This window comes from Kribbella sp. NBC_00889 (assembly GCF_045207705.1).
Classification (GTDB): Bacteria; Actinomycetota; Actinomycetes; order Propionibacteriales; family Kribbellaceae; genus Kribbella.
Genome location: NZ_CP108783.1, coordinates 7,269,115 through 7,292,099, shown reverse-complemented (window position 1 = coordinate 7,292,099; position 22,985 = coordinate 7,269,115). Strand labels below are relative to the sequence as shown.

Genomic DNA, 22,985 nt, shown 5'->3' with positions numbered 1-22,985 from the left:
GTGCGCAATATCCTGACGGCGGCCGACCTGATCCGGGCGAGTGCCGGCGATCCGTTGATCGTCTGGGCGGGGCAAGGCTTCAGCGAAGGCGTTCGAGCCTGGTACGACGGCGACGCGGTGGCCGTGGCGGCGCCGGATCTCTCGAAACGGGATCGACTGGCTGTCGCCGGGCCCGTGGACGCTGTGGCTCGGTTGACGTCGAAGGTGGTTGCCGAGGTAGGACCGACGTACCGCCCTTTTGGTGACGAGCAGTTGCTGAGGGAGCTGGCGGATCGCGTGCCGGGGATGGAGTTCTCGGCGTCGTTCGGCTGGATGGACACGGCCGAGGTGCCGGTGGTGACGACCACGGCGGCCTGGCTCGACAGCGAGGACGGCGTGGAGGAGTTGCTGACGGAGGCCTCGCCGTCGTCGTACGCGTGGCCCGGGCGTGGCGGCGTACGGCGGTGGGCGGCGGTGACCGGTGACCGTGGTGAGCTGCTGAGTATCGCGGCCGATGCCTGGAGTGCGCCGGAGGTCGGGTTCCTCGCCGGAGTCGCCACCCGGTCCGTTGCTCGAGGCAAGGGGTTGTCGCGGCAGGTGTGTGGGTTCGTGACCGCTGAGCTGGTCAAGCGGCACGGGCGCGCGGCACTGATGGTGGACCGCGACAATGCTGCCGCGATCGCGGTCTACCGGCGGCTCGGATACACGTACCGCAGCGTTGCCGCGGCCCGGATGGAGAGCTAGCGCGTCGGTGAGACGGTCAGCGTGACTCCTGGCTTCGGCGTCGGGGCCTTGGCGGTCGGCTGGGTGGTCTTGGCCGGCGTCGGGTTGGGAGTCGGCGTCGGGTTCGGAGTCGGGGTGGGTGGGAGTGACGTGGCCGGGGCCGGCGGCGGTACGAACGGCGCCTTGGCGGAGTCCATGCAGGTTGCCTCGTCGACGTTCCCGTTCTCGTCCGGGCTGACCACGGCCTGCGGGAAGAGGTTGCCAGTCTGTGGCTGGTGCCCACCGTAGTTCGCCGCGCAGCCCTGCAGCGGCAGGCTGATCGGGTTGCCGTTCTGGTCATACAGACGCACCGAGACCTGCTTGCCCTGGGCGTCGAACGGGTAGAGGTTCGAGACGTCCGTCCCGCCGTACATGAGCCCGTCCGGCGGGTTGTACGACGACGAACTGCCGCGGTAGTCGCCGTAGTTGTTGAGGAACCCGAACGACGCACCCATGTACGCCGCGGCCAGGAAGGCCGGGACGGCGATCGTCGCGACGACGTTGAGGGGTACGACGTACCACAGCCAGCGGCGGTCCTGCTGGGTCCGGCGGCCGATCCAGATCGAGACCGCGGCACCGGCCAGCGAGCCGACCACGGTGACAGCGCCGGCGCCCCACAGCGCGAAGAACCCGCCGCCACCGATCACGCCGCGGACCACCCACCAGACCGGCTGGCCGATCGAGACGAGCTCGTACCGGACGTTCGGCGGGATCTGCTCGATCATGTCGCGGATCGCGGTCGCGCCCCGCTCACCTCGAGGAGTGTCCAGCACGATCCGGGGGTCGTGACCGCGCAGCGCCCGGACCCCGAGGTACGCCGCGCCGAACAGCACCGCGAACCCGACGAACCCGAAGAACGCGCTCTCCGCGTGCGACCAGGCGAAGACGCCGATGGCAACGAAGAACGGGCCGGCGGTGGCCGCGATCAGGCCCCAGCGCAGCGCCTTCCGGCCGGCGTCGCGATCGGCGACCGGCTGCGTCCGTGGCGGATAACCGGCCGCGGTCCGCAGTTCGTCGGCGTACTGCCGCGGCGTACCCAACCGCTCCTGCAAGGCGGCGGAGGTCGGCTCCTCGTCGAACTCGCCGGCCACCTCGGAGAGGTGACCGCCGACGTCCTCGAGCACGTCCTCCAGCTCGCCGGCCGGCAGGTCGCTCAGCTCGGCCCGCACCTGGGCGAGGTAGGTCGCGACCGCTCCGGTCAGAGTGCTGTTCACGCCGCCTCCTTGTCCAGCAGCAGCACCGACATCGTGTCGGCGAAGTGGTTCCAGGTCTTGGTGGACCGGTCGAGCAGCTCACGGCCGGTCTTGTTCAGCCCGTAGTACTTCCGGTGCGGCCCTTCCTCACTCGGTTGCACGTACGACGTCAAAGCACCCGCCGCGAACAACCGCCGCAACGTCCCGTACACCGACGCGTCCGCGACATCCTCCAGCCCCGCCGCCCGCAGCCGCCGCAGTACGTCGTACCCGTAGCCGTCCGCATCTCGCAGCACCGCGAGCACGGCAAGATCCAGCACACCTTTGAGCAACTGGCTCGTGTCCATGACCCTCCTCGGCGCACCGGGAGGAAGGACCCCTCAGACCATCCTCCCGGTGCTCTACCCAGCACACTACTACACACTGCGGAGTACTCCACACCGCGACAACCCGTGGTCCGCAATTTCGATCAAGTGCGCTGGGGGGTGGGGAGTGCAGAGTGGGGGTATGGCGGATGTGTTCGAGAAGTTCGTGGCGGTGGTGGCCGAAGGGTTGGCCGGGCCGTGTGAGGTGGTGAACGGCTCCGATCTCGCGGGGCGGGTGCACCTGTCGCGATTCCATTTCGATCGGGTGATCGGGGCGGTGGCGGGTGAGTCGCCGTTCGCGTTCCGGCGCCGGTTGTTGCTGGAACGGGCGGCGTACCGGTTGCTGGCCGAGCAGGTCGCCGTACTGGATGTCGCGGTCGAGGCCGGGTACGGGTCGCACGAGGCGTTCACGCGGGCGTTCGCCAGGTCTTATGGGATGTCGCCGCGGGAGTGGCGGCGAGAGGCGTCGCGGGTGTTCTTCCTGGCGGCGCCCAGTGGGGTTCATTTTCAGCCACCGGCGGGTCTGCGCCTGCCGGCCAGGGAAGAGGTGAGAGGTATGGACGTACTGGTCAGGATGGTCGAGCACCACGTCTGGTTGACCGGCGAGATGATCGAGCGCGGTGGGCGGCTCGACGCGGCGACGCTGGACCGGCCGATCGAGCTCTCGGTGGAAGGGATCGACGACGACATCTCGATCCGGTACCTGCTGGACCGGCTGGTCTGGCAGGAGGAGATGTGGCTGGCATCGGTGGAGGACCGGCCGTTCCAGGTGCCGGAGTGCGGGCGGCAGGTGGTCACACCGATCTCCGAGCTCCGCACCCGGCACGCTGAGGCGGGATCGCGGTTCGTTGCCCTCGTCAACCAGTTGAACGAGGACGGCCGCTTCGACGAGAGCTTCGTCGACACGACGTGCGAACCACCGCGCGTCTTCACGTACGGCGGAATGGTCGCGCACGTACTCACGTTCGCCGCCCACCGGCGCTCACTGCTGATCGGCGCCTTCTACACTGCCGGCATCACCGACCTCGGCTTCGGCGACCCGATGCAGTTCGTTGCTCAAAGCAAATAGGCTGCGGGGTGTGAGGGTTTTCGATCGCAGTACTGGATGAGGTCACTGAGGCGTTCGGGCGGTTGATACCGCAGTTGTCGGCCCTGACGGAGGCGCACTCCGCAGGGCCGGCCTCGCCGGCGCGAAGACCGTGGACCTGACCTCCCGCCCTTCAGGTGGTGCCGCGAACCGCCTGTACGAACGCCTGGGCTTCCAACTGCGCGAGTCCAGCGTCTACGGCTTCTCGAAAGCGGATGGCTTCGGCGGCGACGTCGTACCAGACCTGGCCTTCGTAGGTGGTGGCCCGGTGGGTGGAGAATCCTGGTGTGCTGCTGGCGACCAGTTACCTTCGCGCTGTCGGGTCCGTCGTACTCATGACGGGATTGGCTCGAGGAAGGTAACGACGTGACCGGAACAGGGCCGGAGGATGCCCTGGCGAGGGCCTTCGAGCAGCAGCGCGGTCGTCTCGTGGCGGTGGTCTACCGGATGCTCGGTTCGCGTCGCCTACCTCGCCATGGCGATCTTCGTGGCCTGGGGCCGCTTCAGCTCCTTGGCCGGCTGAGTAGTGTGCGGGTTGTGAGTGTTGCGATCGAGGTGCTGGGTGAGGTCACCGACGAGGTGGAAGAGGCTTTCGGCCGGTTGATGCCGCAATTGTCGGTGTCGGCTGCGCCGCTCGATCGGGAGGCGTTGGAGCGGTTGGTGTCTTGTCAGACGAACACGGTTCTGCTGGCGCGTAGTGGCGACACGATCGTGGGCACGTTGACGTTGGTGATGTTCCCGATTCCCACGGGCCTGCGGGCGCGGATCGAGGACGTCGTGGTCGACGACGCAGCACGCGGCCAAGGAGTCGGCGCTGCGTTGACCGAGGACGCCCTCCGCATCGCGCGGTTGGCAGGCGCCAAGACAGTCGACCTGACGTCTCGCCCATCGCGCGCAGCAGCAAACCGCCTGTACCAACGCCTAGGCTTCCAACCCCGCGAGTCCCAGGTCTACAGGTTCACGTTCGAGTAGTCCCGCGCGTTGGTCGCCTGGAGTTCAGTTGGTGGGGTCGTGGAGGTCCGGGCGTTGGGACGGGGTCTTGATGTCTACGTCGATCGGCTGGACCTTGGCCGGCGCCGGGACCTCGCCGGTCGTGAGCGGGAGGTTGAGTTTGCTGCCGGCCAGGTCGATGTCGATGGTGGCGCCGGTGTCGTTGGGAGTGGTCCATTCAGTGTCGGACAGGGTGACGGCGAGGCCGAGGATGCGACCCTTCGGGATCACCTCGTCCTGGGCGCGGAGGGGGACGTCGACTGTGGTCCACTGGCCGGGCGTGAGCGGTTCCGGCTTGCTCAGTGAAGCGCTGTGGGCGGCGTCGATCCAGCCGCGGCCGACGATGCCGTGGTCGCTCTGCTCGGTGAGCTTGTCGATAGTGAAGTAGCAACTGTCGTCGTAGTCGACGCTCGACCCTTCACACGTGCTGTCGTCGGTACGACGTACGCCGGTGTATCGCTCCGCATCGCCGTACTCGATCAGGCGCGCGGTGACCGGCGTGGTGATCGAGTCGGACTTGATCCTCAGCGTCACCGTCGGCGTACCGCTGATCCGGATCGACCGCGGAAGTGGCGCGGACAGGAACATCTGCCGGCCCGCGATCACCTCGGACGGGTCGGCGACAATGTCGTCCTCCGTCAGTTCCGGATCGTCGGTGACGGTGACGGATCCCTTGCCCAAGGCACCTAGTTTGCCGGAGGACAGCGGCACCGGGATCGAGTGGTTCACGGCCGGCCAGGTCTTGTAGTCGCGCCACACGTCGGGGGCGGTCTCGACCGATGCCATCGGCTCCTTCATCACACCGTTCTGCAGGCCCTGCAGCCAGTAGTCGAACCACTTGTGCAGTTCGTCGACCCATGCGTCGCGGCGGAACTCGAACGGATCGACATGGTCCTCGAGACCCAGCCAGAGCTTGCGCGGCACGTTGTTCTTCCCCAGCGCCGCCCACCACTGGGAGAAATGGTTGGTCTGCACGTTGTAGTCGCTCAGACCGTGCGTCATGAACACCGACGCCTTCACCTTGCCGGCGTCCTTCAGATAGTCCCGCTCGGCCCAGAACGTCGTGTAGTCGCCGGTATCGTCGTCGTCGTTGTCCCCGAGATCACCGCGAACCGCTTCACAGGCAGGGCTGTCGTGGCCGACGTACCCGCCCAGCCAGGGCATGTAGTCGTCGGAGTACGGCACGCCGCCGGAGCGGGTGTAGTCGTACCACGAGGAGATCGCGGAGATCGGCACGATCGTCTTCAGCCCGCGTACGCCGGTCGCCGCGACACCGTTGGCCAGCGTGCCGTCGTACGACTTGCCGATCATGCCGACCGCGCCGTTGGTCCAGGTCGCGCGCACTGGTTGACCGTCCGCGCTATGTGCGCTGTTGCGGCCGTTCAGCCAGTTGATCACCGCAACCACGGAGTCGATCTCGTCCTTGCCGCCGACGTCGCCGCAACCGCTCGACCGGCCGGTGCCGACGATGTCGACGCCGACGACCGCGTACCCGCGCGGGACGAAGTAGTTGTCGTAGTACAACGGCATCTTCTGGATGATGCCGTTCTCGTCGTACGTCTTCTTCTCGCTCTCGTTGCCGCGTCCGCAGCAGGAGTAGTACGGCGACGCGTCCATGATCACCGGGATGCGCAGGCCGGTCAGTTCGGTCTCGCTCGGCCGCACGATGTCGACCGCGATCACGTCGTCCTTGCCGTCGGAGTCGGAGTCCATCGTGGTGTCGACGTACACGGACTCGCGGACCGCGGAGGCGTAGTCGTAGATCGGCTCGGTGCTGTGCGTGGCCGGGTCGACGTACGGTGGTGCGCCGGTCGCGGCCGGTGGCGGAGAGACCGGCGTACCGGAGTCGTCCGGGAGCGGCGCAGCCGCAGCGGTACCGGTCACGGCTGCAAGGCTGAGCACGGTGGACGAGACCAGGATCGTCACCCTGGCGCGGACGGTCGTCATGGCTGGGAAGGCTAGTCACTCCCGCGTCCCAATGCCAGGTTCTGCCGGGATTGGCAGCGACTTGACTGCACACAGCGTGACCGGACGTGGCTGTGCAGCGGTGACGGAGCGCGAATTCCGATAGGGTGACCGCCACCGCCCAGGGGGAGAGTACGGAAGGGTAGGCCAGTGAATCTTCGAGCACCGGTGACATTGCTGGACGTGGCACAGCGCGCGGGTGTGTCGGTCGCGACCGCCTCTCGCGTGCTCAACGGCGGGGACCGGGTGCCCCGTCCGGAGCTGCAGGAACGGGTCAAGGCCGCCGCCGACGAACTCGGCTACACGCCGAACGCGCAGGCGCAGGCGCTGGCGAAGTCGTCGACCAACCTGGTCGGCATCCTCGTGCACGACATCGAGGACCCGTACTTCGCGGCGATCGCGAACGGCGTGATGCGGGCCGCGGACGAACGCAACCTGCTGGTGATGATGGCCAGCACGTTCCGCGACTCCGACCGCGAGATCGCCTACCTGTCGTCGTTGCGGGCGCAGCGGGCGCGGGCCGCGGTGATGATCGGCAGCCGGCGTACTGATGAGGAGAGCCTTGCGCGGACGGCGACCGAGGTGGAGACGTTCCTCAACTCCGGCGCCGGCCTCGCCCTGGTCAGCCAGTCCGGGATGCCTGCGCACACGATCGAGCCCGACAACCGTGCCGGTGCGGCCGAGATGGCGAGTTCGCTGGTGCGGTTGGGCTGGCGCAAGTTCGCCGTACTCGGTGGACCGGACAGTCTGGCGACCGCGCGCGATCGGCGCGAGGGATTCGTTGCCGCACTCGCCGAGGCCGGACTGCAGCCGCTGGTGGTGCAAGCCGGCGAGTTCACTCGCGACGGTGGGTACGCCGCTGCCGGCGAACTGCTGGATCGCAAGGCCGACGTGGATTGCCTGTTCGCGGTGAACGACGTGATGGCGGTCGGCGCGATGTCGGCGTTGCGGGCGCGCGGGGTCGACGTACCGAACGAGATCGGCGTGGCCGGTTTCGACGACATCGCGACGCTGCGGGACGTGTGGCCGGGGCTCACCACGGTTCGGCTGCCGCTGGAGCAGATGGGCCGGCGCGCGCTGGAGCTGGCGATCGCGGGTGGCGAGCCGACTACAGAGACGTTCAAGGCCGAGGTGGTCCTGCGCGAAAGTACCGCCAGAGCCTGAAATATGCTCGCGGACGTGACCGAGTCCGCGTTCGTCTCCGAGATCTTCGACCCGTCGGCCTGGAAGCAGGTGGACGGATTCGAGCTGACCGACATCACCTACCACCGGGCGGTCGACGCCGGGGTGGTGCGGATCGCGTTCAACCGGCCAGAGGTGCGCAACGCGTTCCGGCCGCACACCGTGGACGAGCTGTACCGGGTGATGGACCACGCGCGGATCTCCACCGACGTCGGCTGCGTGCTGCTCACCGGCAACGGACCGTCGCCGCGGGACGGCGGCTGGGCGTTCTGCTCGGGCGGCGACCAGCGGATCCGGGGCAAGGACGGTTACAAGTACGCCGAGGGCACCACGGCGGAGAGCATCGACCCGGCGAAGGCCGGCCGGCTGCACATCCTCGAGGTACAGCGGTTGATCCGGTTCATGTCGAAGGTCGTCATCTGCGTCGTACCGGGCTGGGCCGCGGGTGGCGGGCACAGCCTGCACGTGGTCGCGGACCTGACGCTGGCGTCCGCGGAACACGCGCGGTTCAAGCAGACTGACTCGGATGTGGCGTCGTTCGACGGTGGCTTCGGTTCGGCGTACCTGGCCCGGCAGGTGGGGCAGAAGTTCGCGCGGGAGATCTTTTTCCTCGGTGACGAGTACTCCGCTGAGGACGCGTACCGGATGGGCATGGTGAACAAGGTCGTGCCGCACGCCGAGTTGGAGGCGGTCGCGCTGGAGTGGGGCCGGAAGATCTGCGGGAAGTCGCCGACCGCGCAGCGGATGCTCAAGTACGCGTTCAACCTGATCGACGACGGGCTGGTCGGCCAGCAGTTGTTCGCCGGTGAGGCGACCCGGCTCGCGTACGGCACCGACGAGGCTGCCGAGGGTCGCGACGCGTTCCTGGAGAAGCGCCCGGCCGACTGGTCGCCGTACCCCTACGCGTTCTAACACTCATGGATGGTTAGTTAGCAGAAAATCTTGCGCGGACTGCTGACAGTTCGCGGTAGATCGCTTACGGTCGGCGCTATGGACAACCTCTCCCGCCGTGGGTTGCTGGCCGGTGCCGGTGCGATGCTCGTCGCCGGTGCCGTCGGATCACCCGCCGTCGCCCGCCCATCCAGCCTCCCGCCGAGCCGACGTTTCGCCCTGGACGGGCCGGGTGGCGAACTGTTCCGCAGCAAGCCGCTGGCCGACGTGACGGTCATGCAGTCGATTGCCTTCGACAACGTGAACCAGCGGCTCTTCACCGGGCAACTGCGCTCCAAGACAGCCTCGAACAGCGGTGATCTCACGCTGACGCAGCTCAGTCTCGCCGGTGACGTCGTCGAGCACATGTACCTGAGCGGGTTCGGTCACGCCGTCTCGATCGGGGCCGAGGCGGTCGGGCGTACGACGTACCTGTGGACCGAGACCGATGTGGACACGGTGAACGCCCGAGGCCGCCAGATCGCCCGCTTCCGCTGGCAGGACGGCGCGACGCTGACCAAGGAGTCCCCGGGGCTGCGGAGCTGGAAGCCGGTCGCGGACGGTGCCGTGTTCACCCCGTCGGTGGATCAGCGGCACGGACAGATCGGGATCCGGCACACGCTGTCCGACGGCTTCCACATCAACGTCTACTCGCTGATCGCCGCCCGGGCGGGCGACTTCTCACGCCCGATCACGTCGTTCAAGCAGCCCGCGATGACCGAGGGCATCGACTTCCAGGGCTGGGCGCTGTACGGCTCGTACGTCTACCTCTGGGAGGGTGAGGCGTACACCGGTGCGCCCGATCCGGCACTGTTCACCTCGAAGCTCTGGTGCTTCGACATCAACAGCGGCCAGGTCGTCGAGTCCGTGCGGATCCTGGACGGGGCAGACCTGGTGTATCGCGAGGCCGAAGGCGTCGGAGTGCACGTCGACCGCTTCGGGCGCCCGCGGCTCTGCTTCGGGTTCGCCTCCGGCGTCACCGGCGATCGCCGCGCCAACCTCTTCTTCCGCAACACCCTCGTCTAGCCCTACTGGGCGACGCCGTACAAACGATCACCGGCGTCGCCCAGGCCGGGGACGATGTAGCCCTTCTCGTTCAGGTGCGAGTCCATGCCGGCGATTACGAGGTTGCAGGGGACGTCGAGGTGGGTGAGTTCGCGCTCCACGTGCTCGACGCCTTCGGGCGCGGCCAGCAGGCAGATCGCCGTGATGTGGTCCGCCCCGCGATCGACCAGGAACTGGATCGCCGCGGACAACGTCCCGCCGGTCGCCAGCATCGGGTCCAGGACGTAGCACTGCCGACCGGACAGGTCCTCCGGCAGGCGTTCGGCGTACGTCGAGGCACGCAGGGTCTCCTCGTCGCGGATCATGCCGAGGAAGCCGACCTCCGCGGTCGGCAGCAGCCGCGACATCCCCTCCAGCATGCCGAGACCGGCCCGCAGGATCGGGACGACCAGCGGCTTCGGCGCGGACAGCTTGACGCCCTGGGCCTCGGCGACCGGGGTCTGCACGGTGACCGGGCCGGTGCGGACGTCGCGGGTCGCCTCGTAGGCGAGCAGCGTGACGAGCTCCTCGGTCAGCCGCCGGAACGTGGGCGAATCCGTGAGCTCGTCCCGCAGCGCGGTGAGCTTGTGGGCGACGAGCGGGTGGTCCACGACGAGGATCTGCATAAGCCGGAACGGTACCGTCGGCGATTCGGCGCGGGGAAGCTCGCTCGCTGTCAGACTCGAAAGTGCATTGGAATGAGCCCTGCCTCGCCCCCCAGGGAGTACGCCGATGACGGACAGCGGTGCCAAGACGCCCGAACAACTCGACCGCCTCCGCCGCCGCGCCGCGTTCCTCCGGGAGCTCGAGGAGGCGCGCGCACTCCGGGACCGGATCGCACCCCGGCGAGCCCGGGTCCGGCAGCTCCGGGAAGCGATGCGCAGAGCGACGTACCATCACTGAGAGCAAGCGTCGTGACTCCGTGTGTTCGCGGTACCGATATCACGTCGAGATCGCGAATATCTCCCTTGTACGGCGCGAGTCTGCGACGATGATCCGGTGTCTGATGCCACGGCTGGGCCGATGACCACCGACCTCGACTTCGCGGTCGCCGCTTACACCGAGGACGGCGTGTGGAACGTCACCCCGCTGGTGCTGCGCGGTGAGCCTGAGTTGTCCACTCTGGTGTCGGCCCTGCGCCGCTACCCCGGTGAGGCCGGGGTGCTGGGGATGATCTCGGTCGACGAGGACTTCTTCCTGCTGCTGCGCGTGATCGGCGGCCGGGCCCGGTTGCTGATCTCCGATGTCACCGCCGCGACCGAGTGGCCGCTGGCCCGGCAGGTGGTGGACGAGCTGGACATCCCGCTGGCCGATGACGACGACGAACAGGTCCCGGCCGGTGACCTGGCGATCATCGCCGACCTCGGCATGAGCGCGATGGACCTTGGCGCGCTGTGCGACGACGTCGACCTCTACCCGGAGGAGATGCTCGAGGAGGTCGCCGAGGCCCTTGGGTTCGGCAACCAGTTCCACGAGGCGATCGAAGCCCTTGGTTAGCCCGGCGGTCCAGCGAGAGTGGGCCCGGCTGATGGCCCTGGCGCTGGCGGAAGGCGAGAAGGCGCTGCCCGACGTACCGATCGGGGCGATCGTGGTGGACGCTTCGGGCGAGGTGATCGGACGTGGTCACAACGAGCGGGAAGCGATGGGCGATCCGACCGCGCATGCCGAAGTACTCGCGATCCGTGCGGCCGCCCGGCACGTGGGCGAATGGCGGCTCACCGGCTGCACTCTCGTGGTCACGCTCGAGCCCTGCACGATGTGCGCGGGCGCGGTCGTGTTGTCCCGGCTGGACCGGCTGATCTTCGCGGCGTACGACGAGAAGGCGGGCGCGGTGGGGTCGTTGTGGGACGTCGTCCGGGACCGCCGGCTCAATCATCGGCCCGAAGTGGTCGGCGGTGTGATGGCCGACGAGGCGGGCGCACGGCTGCGCGATTTCTTCATCGGGCACAGACCTTGATAGCCTCTCCGGCGGTGGCGTGTCCGAGCGGCCGAAGGAGCGCGCCTCGAAAGCGCGTGACGGGCAACCCCCGTCCGAGGGTTCAAATCCCTCCGCCACCGCCAACCACCTTCGCGGGTGGAAGAAGGCCGGAGACCCTGATGCTGTGTGATGCGTCAGGGTTTTCGTCTCTCGGGACCTGACGCAGCGGGGGGCCCCAATGGATGTCACGGAGCTCGACAGGATTCTCCTGGCCGGCGCGGCGGTGCTGCTGGTCGCGATCGTCGCGGTCCGGTTGTCCGGACGGCTCGGGCTCCCCTCGCTGCTGATCTACCTCGGGATGGGCCTGGTGCTGGGCGAGTCCGGCCCGGGACACATCCACTTCGAGGACGCGCAGCTGGCGCATGCCCTCGGGTTCGCCGCGCTGGTGGTGATCCTGACCGAGGGCGGTCTGACCACCCGGTGGAACGAAGTACGCCCGGTGATGCCACTGGGCGTCGTACTGGCGACCGTCGGCGTCGCGATCAGCGTCGGGGTGGTCGCCTGTGTGGCGCACTTCGTACTCGGGCTGGACTGGCAGTTCGCGGTCCTGCTCGGCGCGGTCACCTCGCCGACCGACGCCGCTGCGGTCTTCTCCGTACTGCGCCGGGTCCCGATCAGACCGAGGCTGCGGGGCGCGCTCGAGGCCGAGTCCGGTCTGAACGACGCGCCGACGGTCTTGCTGGTCACGTTGGTGAGCACGGGCGAGGTCGGCGAGAAGGGCATCTGGTACTTCACCGGTCTGGTGCTCTATGAGCTTGTCGTCGGCGCGCTGTTCGGGTTCCTGATCGGTTGGGTCAGTGTCGGCCTGCTCCGCCGCGTCGCGCTCGGCTCGGCCGGTCTGTACCCGGTCGCGGTCCTGTCGCTCGCGATCCTTTCGTACGCCGGTGGGGCGGTGCTGCTGCATGTGTCGGGGTTCGCGGCGGTCTACGTGACGTCGCTGATCCTCGGGCGGGCCGAGTTGCCACACCGGCTGGCGACCCGGTCGTTCGTCGACGGGATCGCCTGGCTGGCGCAGATCGGGCTGTTCATCATGCTCGGGCTGCTCGCGTCCCCGGGCCGGATCGGGCTGGACGACCTGGTGATCGCGCTGGTGATCGGGGTCGCGGTGACCGTGGTCGGGCGGTTCGCGTCGGTGGCGGTGTCGGCGGCGCCGTTCCGGATGCCGTGGAGCGAGCAGACGTTCATCGCGTGGGCAGGCCTCCGCGGTGCGGTGCCGATCGTGCTGGCGACCATCCCGCTGGCGGCGGGCGTGCCTCAGGCCGACCGGATCTTCGACGTGGTGTTCGTGCTGGTCCTGCTGTTCACGCTGCTGCAGGGTCCGTCCCTGCCGTGGCTGGCCCGCCGGTTGAAGGTGCTCGACGAGAACGCGTCGTACGAGGTGGACATCGACGTCGCGCCGCTGGAGTCGCTCGGGGCGGACATGCTCCAGGTGCACGTACCGAGCGAGTCGCGCCTGGCCGGCGTCGAGATCGGCGAACTGCGCCTGCCCGTTGGCGTGTCCGTCTCGCTCATCATCCGCGGCGACCGAGCCTTCGTCCCCGACCGCCGGACCGTCCTCCGAGCCGGCGACTCCCTCCTCGTCGTCGCCCCCAGCCCGCTCCGCGACCAGACCGCCCGCCGCCTCCGCGCCGTCTCCCGAGCCGGCCGCCTAGCCGGCTGGTTCGGCGAACGAGGCCGCGAACAACACTGAAAGCGGTTTGCCCAGCGGTGAGTTCTGAACTACTTTTGAAGTATGCCGGAACTGCAGGAAGTGAACTTCTCCGACCTACTCCAGCGCCCGAACGAAACAGTGGAAAAGCTGAAGTCGAGCCGTCGGCGCGCCCTCCGAGTCCACCGCCGCGGCTCCGAGGACGACCTGGTCCTGACCACGGTTGCCCGGGCAGACGAAGAGCATGAGTTGGTCGTGATCACCGTGCGAATGCTGCGGGCGGTGATGAGCAACCCAACCGTGCGTTCGCAGTACCTGCTCGATGTCCTACCGCAGGTCTTTCCGTGGATCAAGTTCCTGCCTGTGGACGGCCAAGCGGCCTTCGCGCAGGAACTCGTCGACGTGATGGAGGCGAGCATGGACCTCGACATCCCGGCGCCTGTGCTACAGCTGATCATCGAGTGGCGGAGCACCGCCGAGATCCACGCCGATCCCGAGTTGCTTGCCATTCTGAGCTCGCCGCGTGGTGGCGACTTCGGTCCTGTGCCGCGGCCAACGGTCGAGTGACTCCGGCGAAACGTGGTGATCGGGTCGCTCCTCCCCCAGGGCCGGATCACTGGGACGTCAGGTTTCACAGCTCGCCTGCCGCGAAGGGTTGGGAGGAGCTCTGTTGCCAGGCGCCCGGCAACACTGCCAAGGCGTGGCAAGACATCAGAACCGAGCCCCAGCCCTCCCCGCGATCAGCTCGTCGTCAGCGGCTGAAGTTCGATCTGGCGATTGTCGCCGGGCTCGAGCAGTGGCAGTACGAGGTTACTGGTGGGGGGCGGATCTGGTATCTCGTCGACCCGGAGGTGCGGACGGTGTGGATCACGTACGCGGGGACCGGGCACCCGAAGGCGACCGACTGATCAGTTCGGGTTTTGGCCGGAGGGGATGGGTTGGGGGGTGTGGATGACGGGGAGGCAGAGGGTGGTGTCGGGGGCCAGAGCTATGGAGGGGAGGCCTTTGGGCTTGAGGCTGGTGTAGCGGGGGCCGACGACCAGGTCGACGGTGTGGTCGGTGCGCTCGTCGCCGATGGTCAGGGCCTTCTGGCTGAGTTGGCCGGCGACCAGGAGGAGTTCAGGCGACTTGTCGGTCGCACCGCGGATCGCGACGACGTCGATCTTGTCGCCCTTCGGCTCGTTCGCGATCCTCGCGACGTGGAACCCGCGCTTCTTCAGCATGTCGGCCACGGCGGCCGCCGTCCCCGCCTTGGCTCCACCGTTGTAGACGTTCACCACCACCTGCTTGGGCACCAGGCGGTTGTTCGGCAGCTTCTGGTCGACGCAGGTCGGCTCGGCGCTGCTGTTGATCAACGAGTTCCAGCCCCACCAGGCGCCGCCGACCAGGATCACCAGCAGGGCCACCATCGTGATCGGCGTACGCCAATGGATCCGCGAGTGCGGCCTCGGCTGTGGATGGATCGCGGTCATCGGCTCAACCCCCCGTGAGCAGGCATCTGGTCAGTCCACGACCAGTACCCGGGCATGCAGGACCAAACGCTGCTGCAGCGCGGCCCGCAGGGCGCGGTGCAGGCCGTCCTCGAGGAACATCTCACCCTTCCACTCGACGACATGCGCGAACAGGTCGCCGTAGAAGGTGGAGTCCTCGTCGAGGAGCGCGCTCAGGTCGAGGGTGCCCTTGGTGGTGACAAGCTCGTCCAGCCGCACCTGCCTCGGCGGCAGCGAAGACCAGTCCTTCGGCTGCAGGCCATGGTCCGGGTACGGACGTTCCTCCCCGACGCGCTTGAAGATCACCCCTCCAAGTCTAGCTGGGTAAAAGGTCTTGTGAGAGGTCATGAACGTCACCGGAACAGACAGGGGTGGGGACTCAACCTTTCGGTGCCGGTGGACGTCCTATCCGGAGAGCGAGTAGTGGGCGTCGGTTCCTCGCCCACGACCAAGGGGGTGAACCGCATGCGAATTCTTTCCAAACTCGGGCTCGCCGCAGCGGCCTTGACGCTGGTCGCGGCAGGTACGGCGCTGCCGGCCGACGCGCTCACGGTGACACAGGCGAAGGCGGCTCAGACACGGCTGAACAAGCTCGGCTGCACGGCCGGGCCGGTGGACGGCAAGATCGGCGCGATGACCCAGGCGGCCACGGTCCGGTTCCAGTCCGCCAACGTCCTGAGCCAGTCCGGTGCCCTGAACAGTACGACGTACTCGCGGCTGATGGCGACGACGGCGAAACGGTGTGACGTGCGGTCGGTGCCGCGGCGGTCGGGGAGCGGGCGGCGGATCGTCATCAGCCAGACGCAGAACTGGGTGTGGCTGATCGATGCCCGCGGCAAGGTCGTCCGGCAGGGCGGGATCATCGACAACCCGTCGTACCTGCGCGCTGGGAACTACACCAGCGGCGCGAAGTGCGGGCGGGCGGCGCGGATCCGGAAGAACACCGACGGCGCGAGCCTGTACCTGAACAACTTCGTCCGGTTCGCGCCCTGCGGGATCGGGTTCCACCAGATCCCGACGTACAAGTCGAACGGGAAGCAGATCCACGCCGACTGGCTGCTCGGCACCAACTACCGCGCCTCACACGGCTGCATCCGGGTCACGGCGTCGATGTCCGCCGCCATCTGGACCTTCGCCGCCGGGGCCACCCACGTAGTCGTCATGCGCTGATCCACAGCCCAGCCCCCGGGTGTGGATAACTCTCCCAACCACGCCCGGGGCACTAGCATGCGCAGCGAGTGGTTCCTTCAAACCGGGGAGAGGCACGCTGACATGGCCGAGACAGCTGATGTCGTGGAGACCGTCAAGCAGGGGTACGCGTTCGAAGGGGCGGCGATCGAACTCGGCGCGCTGCTGGTCGGCGACGAGCCGAAACCGGAGGCGGCGGTCCGGATCCCGTTGTCGATGGTGAACCGGCACGGCCTGGTCGCGGGCGCGACCGGTACCGGTAAGACGAAGACCCTGCAGTTGATGGCCGAGCAGCTGTCGGCGGCCGGGGTCGCCGTGTTCGCCGCCGACATCAAGGGCGACCTGTCCGGCATCTCCCAGCCCGGACAGGAGAGCGAGAAGCTGCTGGCCCGGACCAAGACGATCGGCCAGGAGTGGAACGCCACCGGGTTCCCGACCGAGTTCTACGCGCTCGGCGGGCAGGGCTCCGGGATCCCGATCCGGGCGACCATCACGTCATTCGGGCCGGTGCTGCTGTCCAAGGTGCTGGGGCTGAACGACGTCCAGGAGTCGTCGCTCGGGCTGATCTTCCACTACGCCGACAAGCAGGGCCTGACGCTGCTGGACCTGAAGGACCTCCGCTCCGTCATCACCCACCTGACCAGCGACGAGGGCAAGGCCGACCTCAAGGAGCTCGGCGGGTTGTCGGCCGCGACCGCCGGGGTGATCCTGCGCTCGCTGATCGGGTTCGCCGACCAGGGTGCGGAGGCGTTCTTCGGTGAGACGGAGTTCGACACCGCGGACCTGCTGCAGCAGCGCGACGGCAAGGGCCTGATCTCACTGCTCGAGCTGCCGAACCTGCAGGACCGGCCGGCGCTGTTCTCCACCTTCCTGATGTGGCTGCTGGCCGACCTGTTCCACGACCTGCCCGAGGTCGGCGACGTCGACAAGCCGAAGCTGGTGTTCTTCTTCGACGAGGCGCACCTGCTGTTCAACGATGCGTCGAAGGCGTTCCTGGACTCGATCGCACAGACCGTGCGGCTGATCCGGTCGAAGGGGGTCGGCGTCTTCTTCGTCACCCAGACGCCGAAGGACGTGCCGGACGACGTGCTCGCCCAGCTCGGTTCGCGGGTGCAGCACCAGTTGCGGGCGCACACGCCGAACGACGCGAAGGCGCTGAAGGCGACCGTGTCGACGTTCCCGAGTTCGTCGTACGACCTGGCCGAGGTGCTGACCCAGCTCGGCATCGGCGAGGCGATCGTGACGGTGATGAACGAGAAGGGCGCGCCGACGCCGGTCGCGTGGACCCGGTTGCGGGCGCCGCTGTCGCTGATGGCGCCGGCCACGGCCGAGCAGCTGACCGCATCGGTCCAGGGCTCGCCGAACAACGCGAAGTACACCGAGGTGATCGACCGGGAGTCGGCGTACGAGATGCTGGCCGCCAAGGTGCAGGCCGGCGCCGAGCAGGCCGAGGCCGAGCGTCAGGCGGAGGAGCAGGCCAAGTCCGTACCGGAGCCGAAGCCGCGGGCGCAGAAGCAGGACAAGTCGATGGTCGAGCAGGTGATCGGCTCGTCCGCGTTCAAACAGTTCGCCCGCTCCGCCGGTCGCGAGATCGTCCGGGGCCTGTTCGGCTCGGCTCGCCGCCGCCGCTGATCCTCCCGTTCGGGCCGGACCGTCCGGCTAAACATTCCGAACCCGGACGGTCCGACTTTTGCTTGTTCTGTAAGGGTTTTTGCCGATGTGATCCTTGATCAAACGACTGAATGGTCAGCGACGCAGCCATCGTTTCCAACTCGTCATCGGCACCGCGCCGTCGCCGATTGGGACGAGACGCTTACTCGTCGTACGGTGTGAGGCAATGGTTGCGCAGAGTAGGCGAGCGGTTCGGTATTGGGCGCTGTGGACGCTGACGGTCCCGGCGTTCGTCGTTGTGGTGCTCGTCGACCTCGCCGCGATCGGGTACGCCGTCCAGGCGTTCACGGATCTGCCGAGTTGGCGCGGTGTGGACCTGGTGTTCGCGTTGACCGCGTCCGCGCTGATCTCGGTCGAGGGTGCGCGCCGCGTGGAGAATCGGCGCCGCCGGGGCGGAGCGTTGCACAAGGACCTGGCGCCGGCGTGGATGATCGCGGCCGCGCTGATCCTGCACCCGGCCCTCGCGATCCTGGTCGCTGTCCTGCTCCGGATCTGGTGGCGGATCCGGGCCGGTAAGTGCATCCCGTACCGCTGGGCGTTCTCGACCGCGGTCCACGTGCTGGGCGTCGGCGCCGCGCACGCCACGTTCACCGCCACGCGCGACCTGACTGGAGACAGCGGGCTCGGACTGGTGGTGTCCATGGTCGCGGGAGCGCTGGCGCTGGTCGCGACGGACACCGTGCTCTGCGGTCTCGCGATCTCACTGATCATCCCCGGCAGCACGTGGCGGGAGACCGTCGGCGGGATCGATGACCTGTGCACCGATGCCACAGCCGCGACGCTCGGCTGCCTGCTGGCCGCCGCGTGCCTGATCAGCCCGTGGTTCGCGTTCGTCGCGATCCCGATCACGCTTACCGCGCAGCGGGCCCTGCTGCTCGGCCAGTTGGAGTCCGAGGCACAGACGGACCCGAAGACGAACTTGAGCCGCGTCGACTGGTGGCGGCGTCGTACCGAGGAGATGCTGCGGACCGCGCGGGCCCAGCGCGAGCCGATGGCGGTGCTGCTGATCGACATCGACCACTTCAAGCAGGTCAACGACCGGCATGGCCACCTGGTCGGTGACGAGGCGCTGCGCGCGGTTGCGACGATCCTGCGCAGTGCGATCCGGGCGAAGGACGTGATCGGCCGGTTCGGTGGCGAGGAGTTCGTGATCGCGCTGCCGGAGACCGGCATCGACGAGGCCACAGTCACGGCGGACCGGCTCCGCAACGCGGTCGCGGCCAGTCCACTGGCCGCGATGTGCGCCGGCGTCCTCGACGACCCCGATCTGGGCCCGGACACCTTCCTCCTGACCATCTCGATCGGCGTCGCCGTCTACCCCGCCGACGGGGCCGACGTCGACGACCTCCTGCTCCGCGCCGACCGGGCGATGTACGCCGCCAAGGCCGCCGGCCGCAACCGGGTCCGCCTGGCTGCGGACACCCTCCCGCCCGTGCGCCTCGCGCCGCCGTCGGACACGCCGTCCGACCGCTCGGCGGCTCGCGTGCCCCGCCCCGACTCCCCGGTCCCCTCACCGACTCTGTCCGGCGCGCGCCCGGATCGCTCCACCTCCGCAGCCGACCGCCGCTGATGACGGGGCCGCCCTGGCCCTGCTTTGCCGGAAGATTCCCAGAACCTTTCGGCGGTGTACGGCGTCCTGATGGGTGAGGGACGGAGGACGGAGAGGGTATGCCGGGTTCGGCGAACCGGGACGACGACTTCACGGCATTCGTGCTGGCCAGATCCGCGCGGCTGATCCACTTCGCGCGGATGCTGTGCGGCGATGCCGGGCTGGCCGAGGACCTGGTGCAGACCGCGCTGGAGAAGGCGTACCTGCGCTGGGACCGGATCGAGATGGCCGACCCGTTCGGCTACGTCCGCCAGGCTGTGGTCAACCAGCACCTGTCATGGGTACGACGTCGCCCATGGCGTGAGCGGCCGAGCGGTGACGCGGCCGAACTGGAGTCGCACCTCGGCCTGAGCGTCGCGGACCAGTCGGGCACGGTGGACCGACGGGTCGCGATCGGCGCCGCGATGTCGACACTGAGCAGGCGCGAGCGTGCGGTCGTCGTACTGCGGTATGTCGAAGACCTGACCGAGCGACAGACGGCGGCGGTCCTCGGGGTGGCGGTCGGCACGGTCAAGAGCGCGAATGCGCGGGCGCTCGGCAAGCTGCGGGCAGCTCCCGAGCTGAGCGGTAGCTATTTAGGAGAACGAGCATGAACGAGAAGGGCAGGCCGCCAGAGCACGAGGTCCGGGACGCACTGGCACCCGACGGCAGCATCGAGCCGCTAGACCCGGGCCGGGTGATCGCGGGGGCGCGCCGTCGTCACAGGACCCACGTCCTCGCCACCGCAGCGGCGGCCTCGGTCGCGGTGATCGCGATCGCCACGGGCGGATTCCTGGTCCGGGGTGACAACCTGGGCAACGCCCCCGAGCCCGCGAACCACGGACCGACCGCACCGGTGTTGTCCCCGCACCCGACACCCACCCGCTCGCCGTCGCTCGCCGGTGTCACACCTCGCCCGCCGGTAGAGCTCCCGTCGATGAACTCCAGCGCGCCCGTCCCGAGCGCCAACCCGCAGGTGTCCGACACACCAGGGACATCGCCTCAGCTGACCGTCGCGACCTGCCGAACGCCGGCCGACGGCGAGCCCGGACCGGGTGCGGCGGCGAAGCTCAGAGGAACAGTGAGCGATGAAGCCGGCAAGACAATCGTGATCGCGGACAGCCGCTACTGGATGGCTTGTGACAGCACGTACGGCAAGGAGGTGTCGGCCCGCAAGCCGGCGACTCTGAAGACGCCAGGACTGCAGGACAACAACGCATTCGCGGTCGCGAACAACACCGTCGACACCGTGGACGGGCCGCGGGACTACTTCTGGGCGGCCGGCCTGCTGCCGGACGGTGTCGCGACCGTGCGCTACAGCTTCGCGGACGGCGAGACCGTGGATGCCGAGATCAGCAACGGCTTCTGGCTGATGCGGCACCTGTCCAGCATCCGGCCGGGTGCCCACGACCTGGGCGACCGGGTCCGGGTTCAGTTGCTCTCGGCAACAGGCGGCGTACTGAACGACGTCCGGCTGAACTGGGGCACGCAGACCTGCGCCCAGATCAGCCACGGCTGCTGAGCAGAACCTTTCGGACCGTACGCCGCGTCCTTCAGCCCGACAAACCCCGATGTGGTGGAGGGCAACGATGATGGAACAGGTCCGGAACGGCCGGGTGGCCAGGATCCTGATCAGTGGACTCGCGGTCGCGGCGGTGGCCGGTGTCGCGATCGCAGGGACGGCGATGGCGCGGAACGGGCGGTCCTCGACCGACACGACGGTCGCCGGCGGTGGACCGGCCACGCCGTCCGACGAGCCGTCGCCAAGCCTCCGGCCGACCGATACCCCGAGCGCTCCTTCGCCCAGCCTGTCGCCAAGGGATTTGCCGACCACCAGGCAGCGGGCCACTCCGAGCGATCAGCTGTCTCCCACCCCAAGTGCTCCACGGCAGATCCCTGGCGTCAAGCCGGTCGTGCCCACGCCGAAGGTCCAGGAACCGCCGACGGACGCGGTGGCGGCATGCAAGGGCTGGCTGAAGGAAGTCGACGGGCCGGGGAGCTCCGCGAAGGTCGTCGCGCGGCTGGACGGTGCACCGGGCAGTGTGCTGACCCTTGCCGACAGCAAGTACTGGGCCGGCTGCGACACGGCGTACGCGCGGCATGACGGCGAGGGCTCGATCCGGCAGCCTGCGAAGCTCGGTACGGCGTCCACCAGCACGGACGCGTTCGCCGTCGCGAACAACCTGATCCCGATCAAGGGTAAGCAGTACGAGTACTACTGGGCCGCCGGGCTGCTCCCCGCCGGGATCACGAAGATCGCGTACGCGTTCCCCGACGGCACGACCACGAATGCCGTGATCAAGGGCGGCTACTGGCTGATGCAGCACCAGACCGCGACGCCCTGGAAGGACGGCACAGCGCCCGGCCGGCAGATCACCGTCACCCTGACCGGCAAGAACGGGAAGACCTTCAAGCTCGTCTGGGGCGAGCAGACCTGCGCCCAGATCAGCCACGGCTGCTGACCCCGAACCGCCAGGCCATCACAATCACCGCCTCGCGCGCTCCGCACGCCGCGGGGTCGCGTCGGGGACGGGATTGTGATGGCCTGGGCGCTCAGCAGGCTGCGAACGTCCCGGCTGAGATGTACGCCTTGGTCACGTACATCCCGCTGTGGACGCGGAGCCAGACGTTGCTCGTGCCCTGCGAGCCCGTGACGCTCGAGCCGGTGGTCTGGCACTCGACCGTGACCTGCGCGGACTTGCCCGCCATCCCGACGACCGCGCCGCTGGAGTTCGGCGAGTTGCGCACGTTCAGGTAGCCGGACGTGATCGCGACCGTGCCGCGGCCGCCGTCACCCGTCCACAGATACGTCACGTCGACGAACCCGTTGTCCGACATCCCGAGCGCGTCCCAGAACACACCGTCGGCCAGGTCGATCCCGGCCGGGTTGGCGACCGTCCGGCCGAACTGGTCCTTCCCGCCGTTGTAGCCGTTCTGGTACGCCGCCTGCGCCTCGGGACGACCCTGCGGCAGGTCCTTCCACATCTCCCGGGTCGCGCTCGGGTTCCAGTAGTCGTCCTTGGTGTTCCACGGGCCGACGTCCCACACCGGCTCGAACGCGCACCGCGACGCCGTACAGACCTTGACCGAGTAGGTGCCGGAGCCGTTGCCGGCCAGCCCGCGCCGCGAGGGCAGCGCGACGAAGTGGTCGCGGCTGATGATGACGTGCCCGTTGGCCGTCGTACCGCCGACCAGTCCTTCGCGGGTGGCGAAGACGCGGGACTGCAGCGGCGCGGCCTGGACGGTCATCCGGCTCGGGGCGGCCTTGTCGGTGGGCTGGACGGCGACGTCGCCGACCCACGGGTTCGCGCCGGTCGGGGGCGCAATCACGATGATGCGCAACTGCACCTGGTCGCTGGCACCGGGCAACGCGGTCGGCGTACCGGCCTTGGCGGAGGTCCACTCCGACCATCGGTCCTTCACCCATGCGCGTACGTCGACCTCCGCCGACGAACCGTCCGGCGTACCGGAGGTGTAGCCGACGACGACAGCCGATGTGGCGGCCGGGAAGCGGACCGGGGTGAGCTCGGCGAGACCCGAGCGCTGCCGGAGTTCGGCGGAGCCGATGGTGGCCGGGGCGTCTCCGAGGATGATCCGGCTGCCCTCGATCCGGACGTTGCTGGATCCGGCGGGTTGGGCCGCGACGGCGACCGGATCGGTCGACGCGGCCGTGCTGGGCAAGGTGGCGGTAAAGATCGCCAGCGTCGCAGCCAGACCGGCGGCGAGCTGGGCACTTCGGGTGATACGCATGGGCGGGTTACCTCCGGGGCGGTGAAGGTGTGGGCCGACCGTGAGGACCGGCTCACCCAATGTGACAAACAAACACCACTGTTGTATAGACCGTGAATAAATTTCTTCGAAGGAGTTCGTGACAGAACAGAACCCGATCGATCACCCAGGGGGTTTGGACCGGTGTGACAGAGGC

Annotated in this window: 24 protein-coding genes and 1 tRNA gene; 18 read left to right on the top strand and 7 right to left on the bottom strand. The window is 68.4% G+C overall.

Annotated features, from left to right (window positions below):
- Complete coding sequence (locus tag OG817_RS35690) at window positions 1-723, top strand: GNAT family N-acetyltransferase (protein WP_406049258.1); 723 nt, start codon at window positions 1-3, stop codon at window positions 721-723.
- On the opposite strand, the gene OG817_RS35685 is transcribed toward OG817_RS35690, so the two are convergent.
- Together OG817_RS35685 and OG817_RS35680 are read right to left on the bottom strand one after the other, a co-directional pair.
- Window positions 720-1,955, bottom strand: coding sequence for a DUF1700 domain-containing protein (locus tag OG817_RS35685; protein ID WP_406049257.1), 1,236 nt, complete (start codon window positions 1,953-1,955; stop codon window positions 720-722). The two genes, OG817_RS35690 and OG817_RS35685, sit on opposite strands and share 4 nt — an antisense overlap.
- Entirely contained in the window at window positions 1,952-2,281 is a 330-nt protein-coding gene (locus OG817_RS35680; RefSeq protein ID WP_360436908.1) for a PadR family transcriptional regulator, read from the bottom strand. The genes OG817_RS35685 and OG817_RS35680 overlap by 4 nt, the downstream gene beginning before the upstream one ends.
- Window positions 2,282-2,441: 160 nt before the next feature.
- Here OG817_RS35680 and OG817_RS35675 point away from each other — a divergent pair, with 160 nt between their 5' ends.
- Both OG817_RS35675 and OG817_RS35670 read left to right on the top strand, forming a co-directional pair.
- The gene (locus OG817_RS35675; protein ID WP_406049255.1) at window positions 2,442-3,368 is read left to right on the top strand and encodes a helix-turn-helix domain-containing protein; all 927 of its coding nucleotides are present in this window, start codon (window positions 2,442-2,444) and stop codon (window positions 3,366-3,368) included.
- Window positions 3,369-3,923: 555 nt separating this feature from the next.
- Complete coding sequence (locus tag OG817_RS35670; protein WP_406049253.1) at window positions 3,924-4,358, top strand: GNAT family N-acetyltransferase; 435 nt, start codon at window positions 3,924-3,926, stop codon at window positions 4,356-4,358.
- Window positions 4,359-4,382: 24 nt separating this feature from the next.
- On the opposite strand, the gene OG817_RS35665 is transcribed toward OG817_RS35670, so the two are convergent.
- Entirely contained in the window at window positions 4,383-6,323 is a 1,941-nt protein-coding gene (locus tag OG817_RS35665; protein WP_406049251.1) for a Xaa-Pro dipeptidyl-peptidase, read from the bottom strand.
- Between the two features lie 168 nt (window positions 6,324-6,491).
- Between OG817_RS35665 and OG817_RS35660 the strand changes: the two genes are divergently transcribed.
- From OG817_RS35660 to OG817_RS35650, 3 genes are all read left to right on the top strand, one after another.
- Window positions 6,492-7,505 (top strand): LacI family DNA-binding transcriptional regulator, encoded by a 1,014-nt coding sequence (locus OG817_RS35660; protein WP_406049249.1) that lies wholly within the window; start codon window positions 6,492-6,494, stop codon window positions 7,503-7,505.
- Between the two features lie 15 nt (window positions 7,506-7,520).
- The gene (locus OG817_RS35655; RefSeq protein WP_406049248.1) at window positions 7,521-8,435 is read left to right on the top strand and encodes a 1,4-dihydroxy-2-naphthoyl-CoA synthase; all 915 of its coding nucleotides are present in this window, start codon (window positions 7,521-7,523) and stop codon (window positions 8,433-8,435) included.
- A 78-nt stretch (window positions 8,436-8,513) separates the two neighbouring features.
- Window positions 8,514-9,479: a hypothetical protein gene (locus OG817_RS35650; RefSeq protein ID WP_406049247.1), complete on the top strand. Its 966-nt coding sequence runs from the start codon at window positions 8,514-8,516 to the stop codon at window positions 9,477-9,479.
- 2 nt (window positions 9,480-9,481) lie between these two features.
- Here OG817_RS35650 and upp read toward each other — a convergent pair whose 3' ends face one another.
- Window positions 9,482-10,123 carry a uracil phosphoribosyltransferase gene (gene upp / locus OG817_RS35645; protein WP_396390862.1) on the bottom strand — a complete coding sequence of 214 codons (642 nt, stop codon included), beginning with the start codon at window positions 10,121-10,123 and terminating at the stop codon, window positions 9,482-9,484.
- Between the two features lie 106 nt (window positions 10,124-10,229).
- Here upp and OG817_RS35640 point away from each other — a divergent pair, with 106 nt between their 5' ends.
- The 6 genes from OG817_RS35640 (at window position 10,230) to OG817_RS35615 (ending at window position 13,690) form a co-directional block, all read left to right on the top strand.
- Entirely contained in the window at window positions 10,230-10,400 is a 171-nt protein-coding gene (locus OG817_RS35640) for a hypothetical protein (RefSeq protein ID WP_165556040.1), read from the top strand.
- Window positions 10,401-10,496: 96 nt separating this feature from the next.
- Window positions 10,497-10,994 (top strand): tRNA adenosine deaminase-associated protein, encoded by a 498-nt coding sequence (locus OG817_RS35635; RefSeq protein ID WP_337589493.1) that lies wholly within the window; start codon window positions 10,497-10,499, stop codon window positions 10,992-10,994.
- Window positions 10,995-11,025: 31 nt separating this feature from the next.
- Window positions 11,026-11,454, top strand: coding sequence for a nucleoside deaminase (locus OG817_RS35630; protein WP_406049245.1), 429 nt, complete (start codon window positions 11,026-11,028; stop codon window positions 11,452-11,454).
- Between the two features lie 13 nt (window positions 11,455-11,467).
- Window positions 11,468-11,558 (top strand) — tRNA-Ser (locus OG817_RS35625).
- A gap of 95 nt (window positions 11,559-11,653) precedes the next feature.
- Window positions 11,654-13,165, top strand: a complete 1,512-nt coding sequence (locus OG817_RS35620) for a potassium/proton antiporter (protein ID WP_406049243.1) — start codon at window positions 11,654-11,656, stop codon at window positions 13,163-13,165.
- A gap of 42 nt (window positions 13,166-13,207) precedes the next feature.
- The gene (locus tag OG817_RS35615) at window positions 13,208-13,690 is read left to right on the top strand and encodes a hypothetical protein (RefSeq protein WP_406049242.1); all 483 of its coding nucleotides are present in this window, start codon (window positions 13,208-13,210) and stop codon (window positions 13,688-13,690) included.
- A 341-nt stretch (window positions 13,691-14,031) separates the two neighbouring features.
- Here OG817_RS35615 and OG817_RS35610 read toward each other — a convergent pair whose 3' ends face one another.
- Window positions 14,032-14,595, bottom strand: a complete 564-nt coding sequence (locus OG817_RS35610; RefSeq protein WP_396390866.1) for a LytR C-terminal domain-containing protein — start codon at window positions 14,593-14,595, stop codon at window positions 14,032-14,034.
- Between the two features lie 30 nt (window positions 14,596-14,625).
- Complete coding sequence (locus tag OG817_RS35605) at window positions 14,626-14,919, bottom strand: type II toxin-antitoxin system VapB family antitoxin (RefSeq protein WP_360436878.1); 294 nt, start codon at window positions 14,917-14,919, stop codon at window positions 14,626-14,628.
- A gap of 159 nt (window positions 14,920-15,078) precedes the next feature.
- On the opposite strand from OG817_RS35605, the gene OG817_RS35600 reads away from it, so the two are divergent.
- The 6 genes from OG817_RS35600 to OG817_RS35575 all read left to right on the top strand — a co-directional run bounded on the left by OG817_RS35600 (window position 15,079) and on the right by OG817_RS35575 (window position 21,522).
- Window positions 15,079-15,783: a peptidoglycan-binding protein gene (locus OG817_RS35600; RefSeq protein ID WP_396390867.1), complete on the top strand. Its 705-nt coding sequence runs from the start codon at window positions 15,079-15,081 to the stop codon at window positions 15,781-15,783.
- Between the two features lie 102 nt (window positions 15,784-15,885).
- Window positions 15,886-17,433 (top strand): helicase HerA-like domain-containing protein, encoded by a 1,548-nt coding sequence (locus OG817_RS35595; RefSeq protein WP_406049239.1) that lies wholly within the window; start codon window positions 15,886-15,888, stop codon window positions 17,431-17,433.
- Window positions 17,434-17,638: 205 nt separating this feature from the next.
- Window positions 17,639-19,042 carry a diguanylate cyclase gene (locus OG817_RS35590; protein WP_406049237.1) on the top strand — a complete coding sequence of 468 codons (1,404 nt, stop codon included), beginning with the start codon at window positions 17,639-17,641 and terminating at the stop codon, window positions 19,040-19,042.
- 98 nt (window positions 19,043-19,140) lie between these two features.
- Window positions 19,141-19,674 (top strand): SigE family RNA polymerase sigma factor, encoded by a 534-nt coding sequence (locus OG817_RS35585; RefSeq protein ID WP_406049235.1) that lies wholly within the window; start codon window positions 19,141-19,143, stop codon window positions 19,672-19,674.
- Window positions 19,671-20,582 carry a hypothetical protein gene (locus OG817_RS35580; protein WP_406049233.1) on the top strand — a complete coding sequence of 304 codons (912 nt, stop codon included), beginning with the start codon at window positions 19,671-19,673 and terminating at the stop codon, window positions 20,580-20,582. Before OG817_RS35585 ends, OG817_RS35580 begins: the two co-directional genes overlap by 4 nt.
- A gap of 67 nt (window positions 20,583-20,649) precedes the next feature.
- On the top strand, window positions 20,650-21,522 hold the full coding sequence (locus tag OG817_RS35575) for a hypothetical protein (protein ID WP_406049232.1): 873 nt from the start codon (window positions 20,650-20,652) through the stop codon (window positions 21,520-21,522).
- A 91-nt stretch (window positions 21,523-21,613) separates the two neighbouring features.
- Here the strand turns inward: OG817_RS35575 and OG817_RS35570 are convergent, their stop codons facing one another.
- Entirely contained in the window at window positions 21,614-22,810 is a 1,197-nt protein-coding gene (locus OG817_RS35570) for a hypothetical protein (protein WP_406049231.1), read from the bottom strand.
- Between the last annotated feature and the right edge of the window lie 175 nt (window positions 22,811-22,985).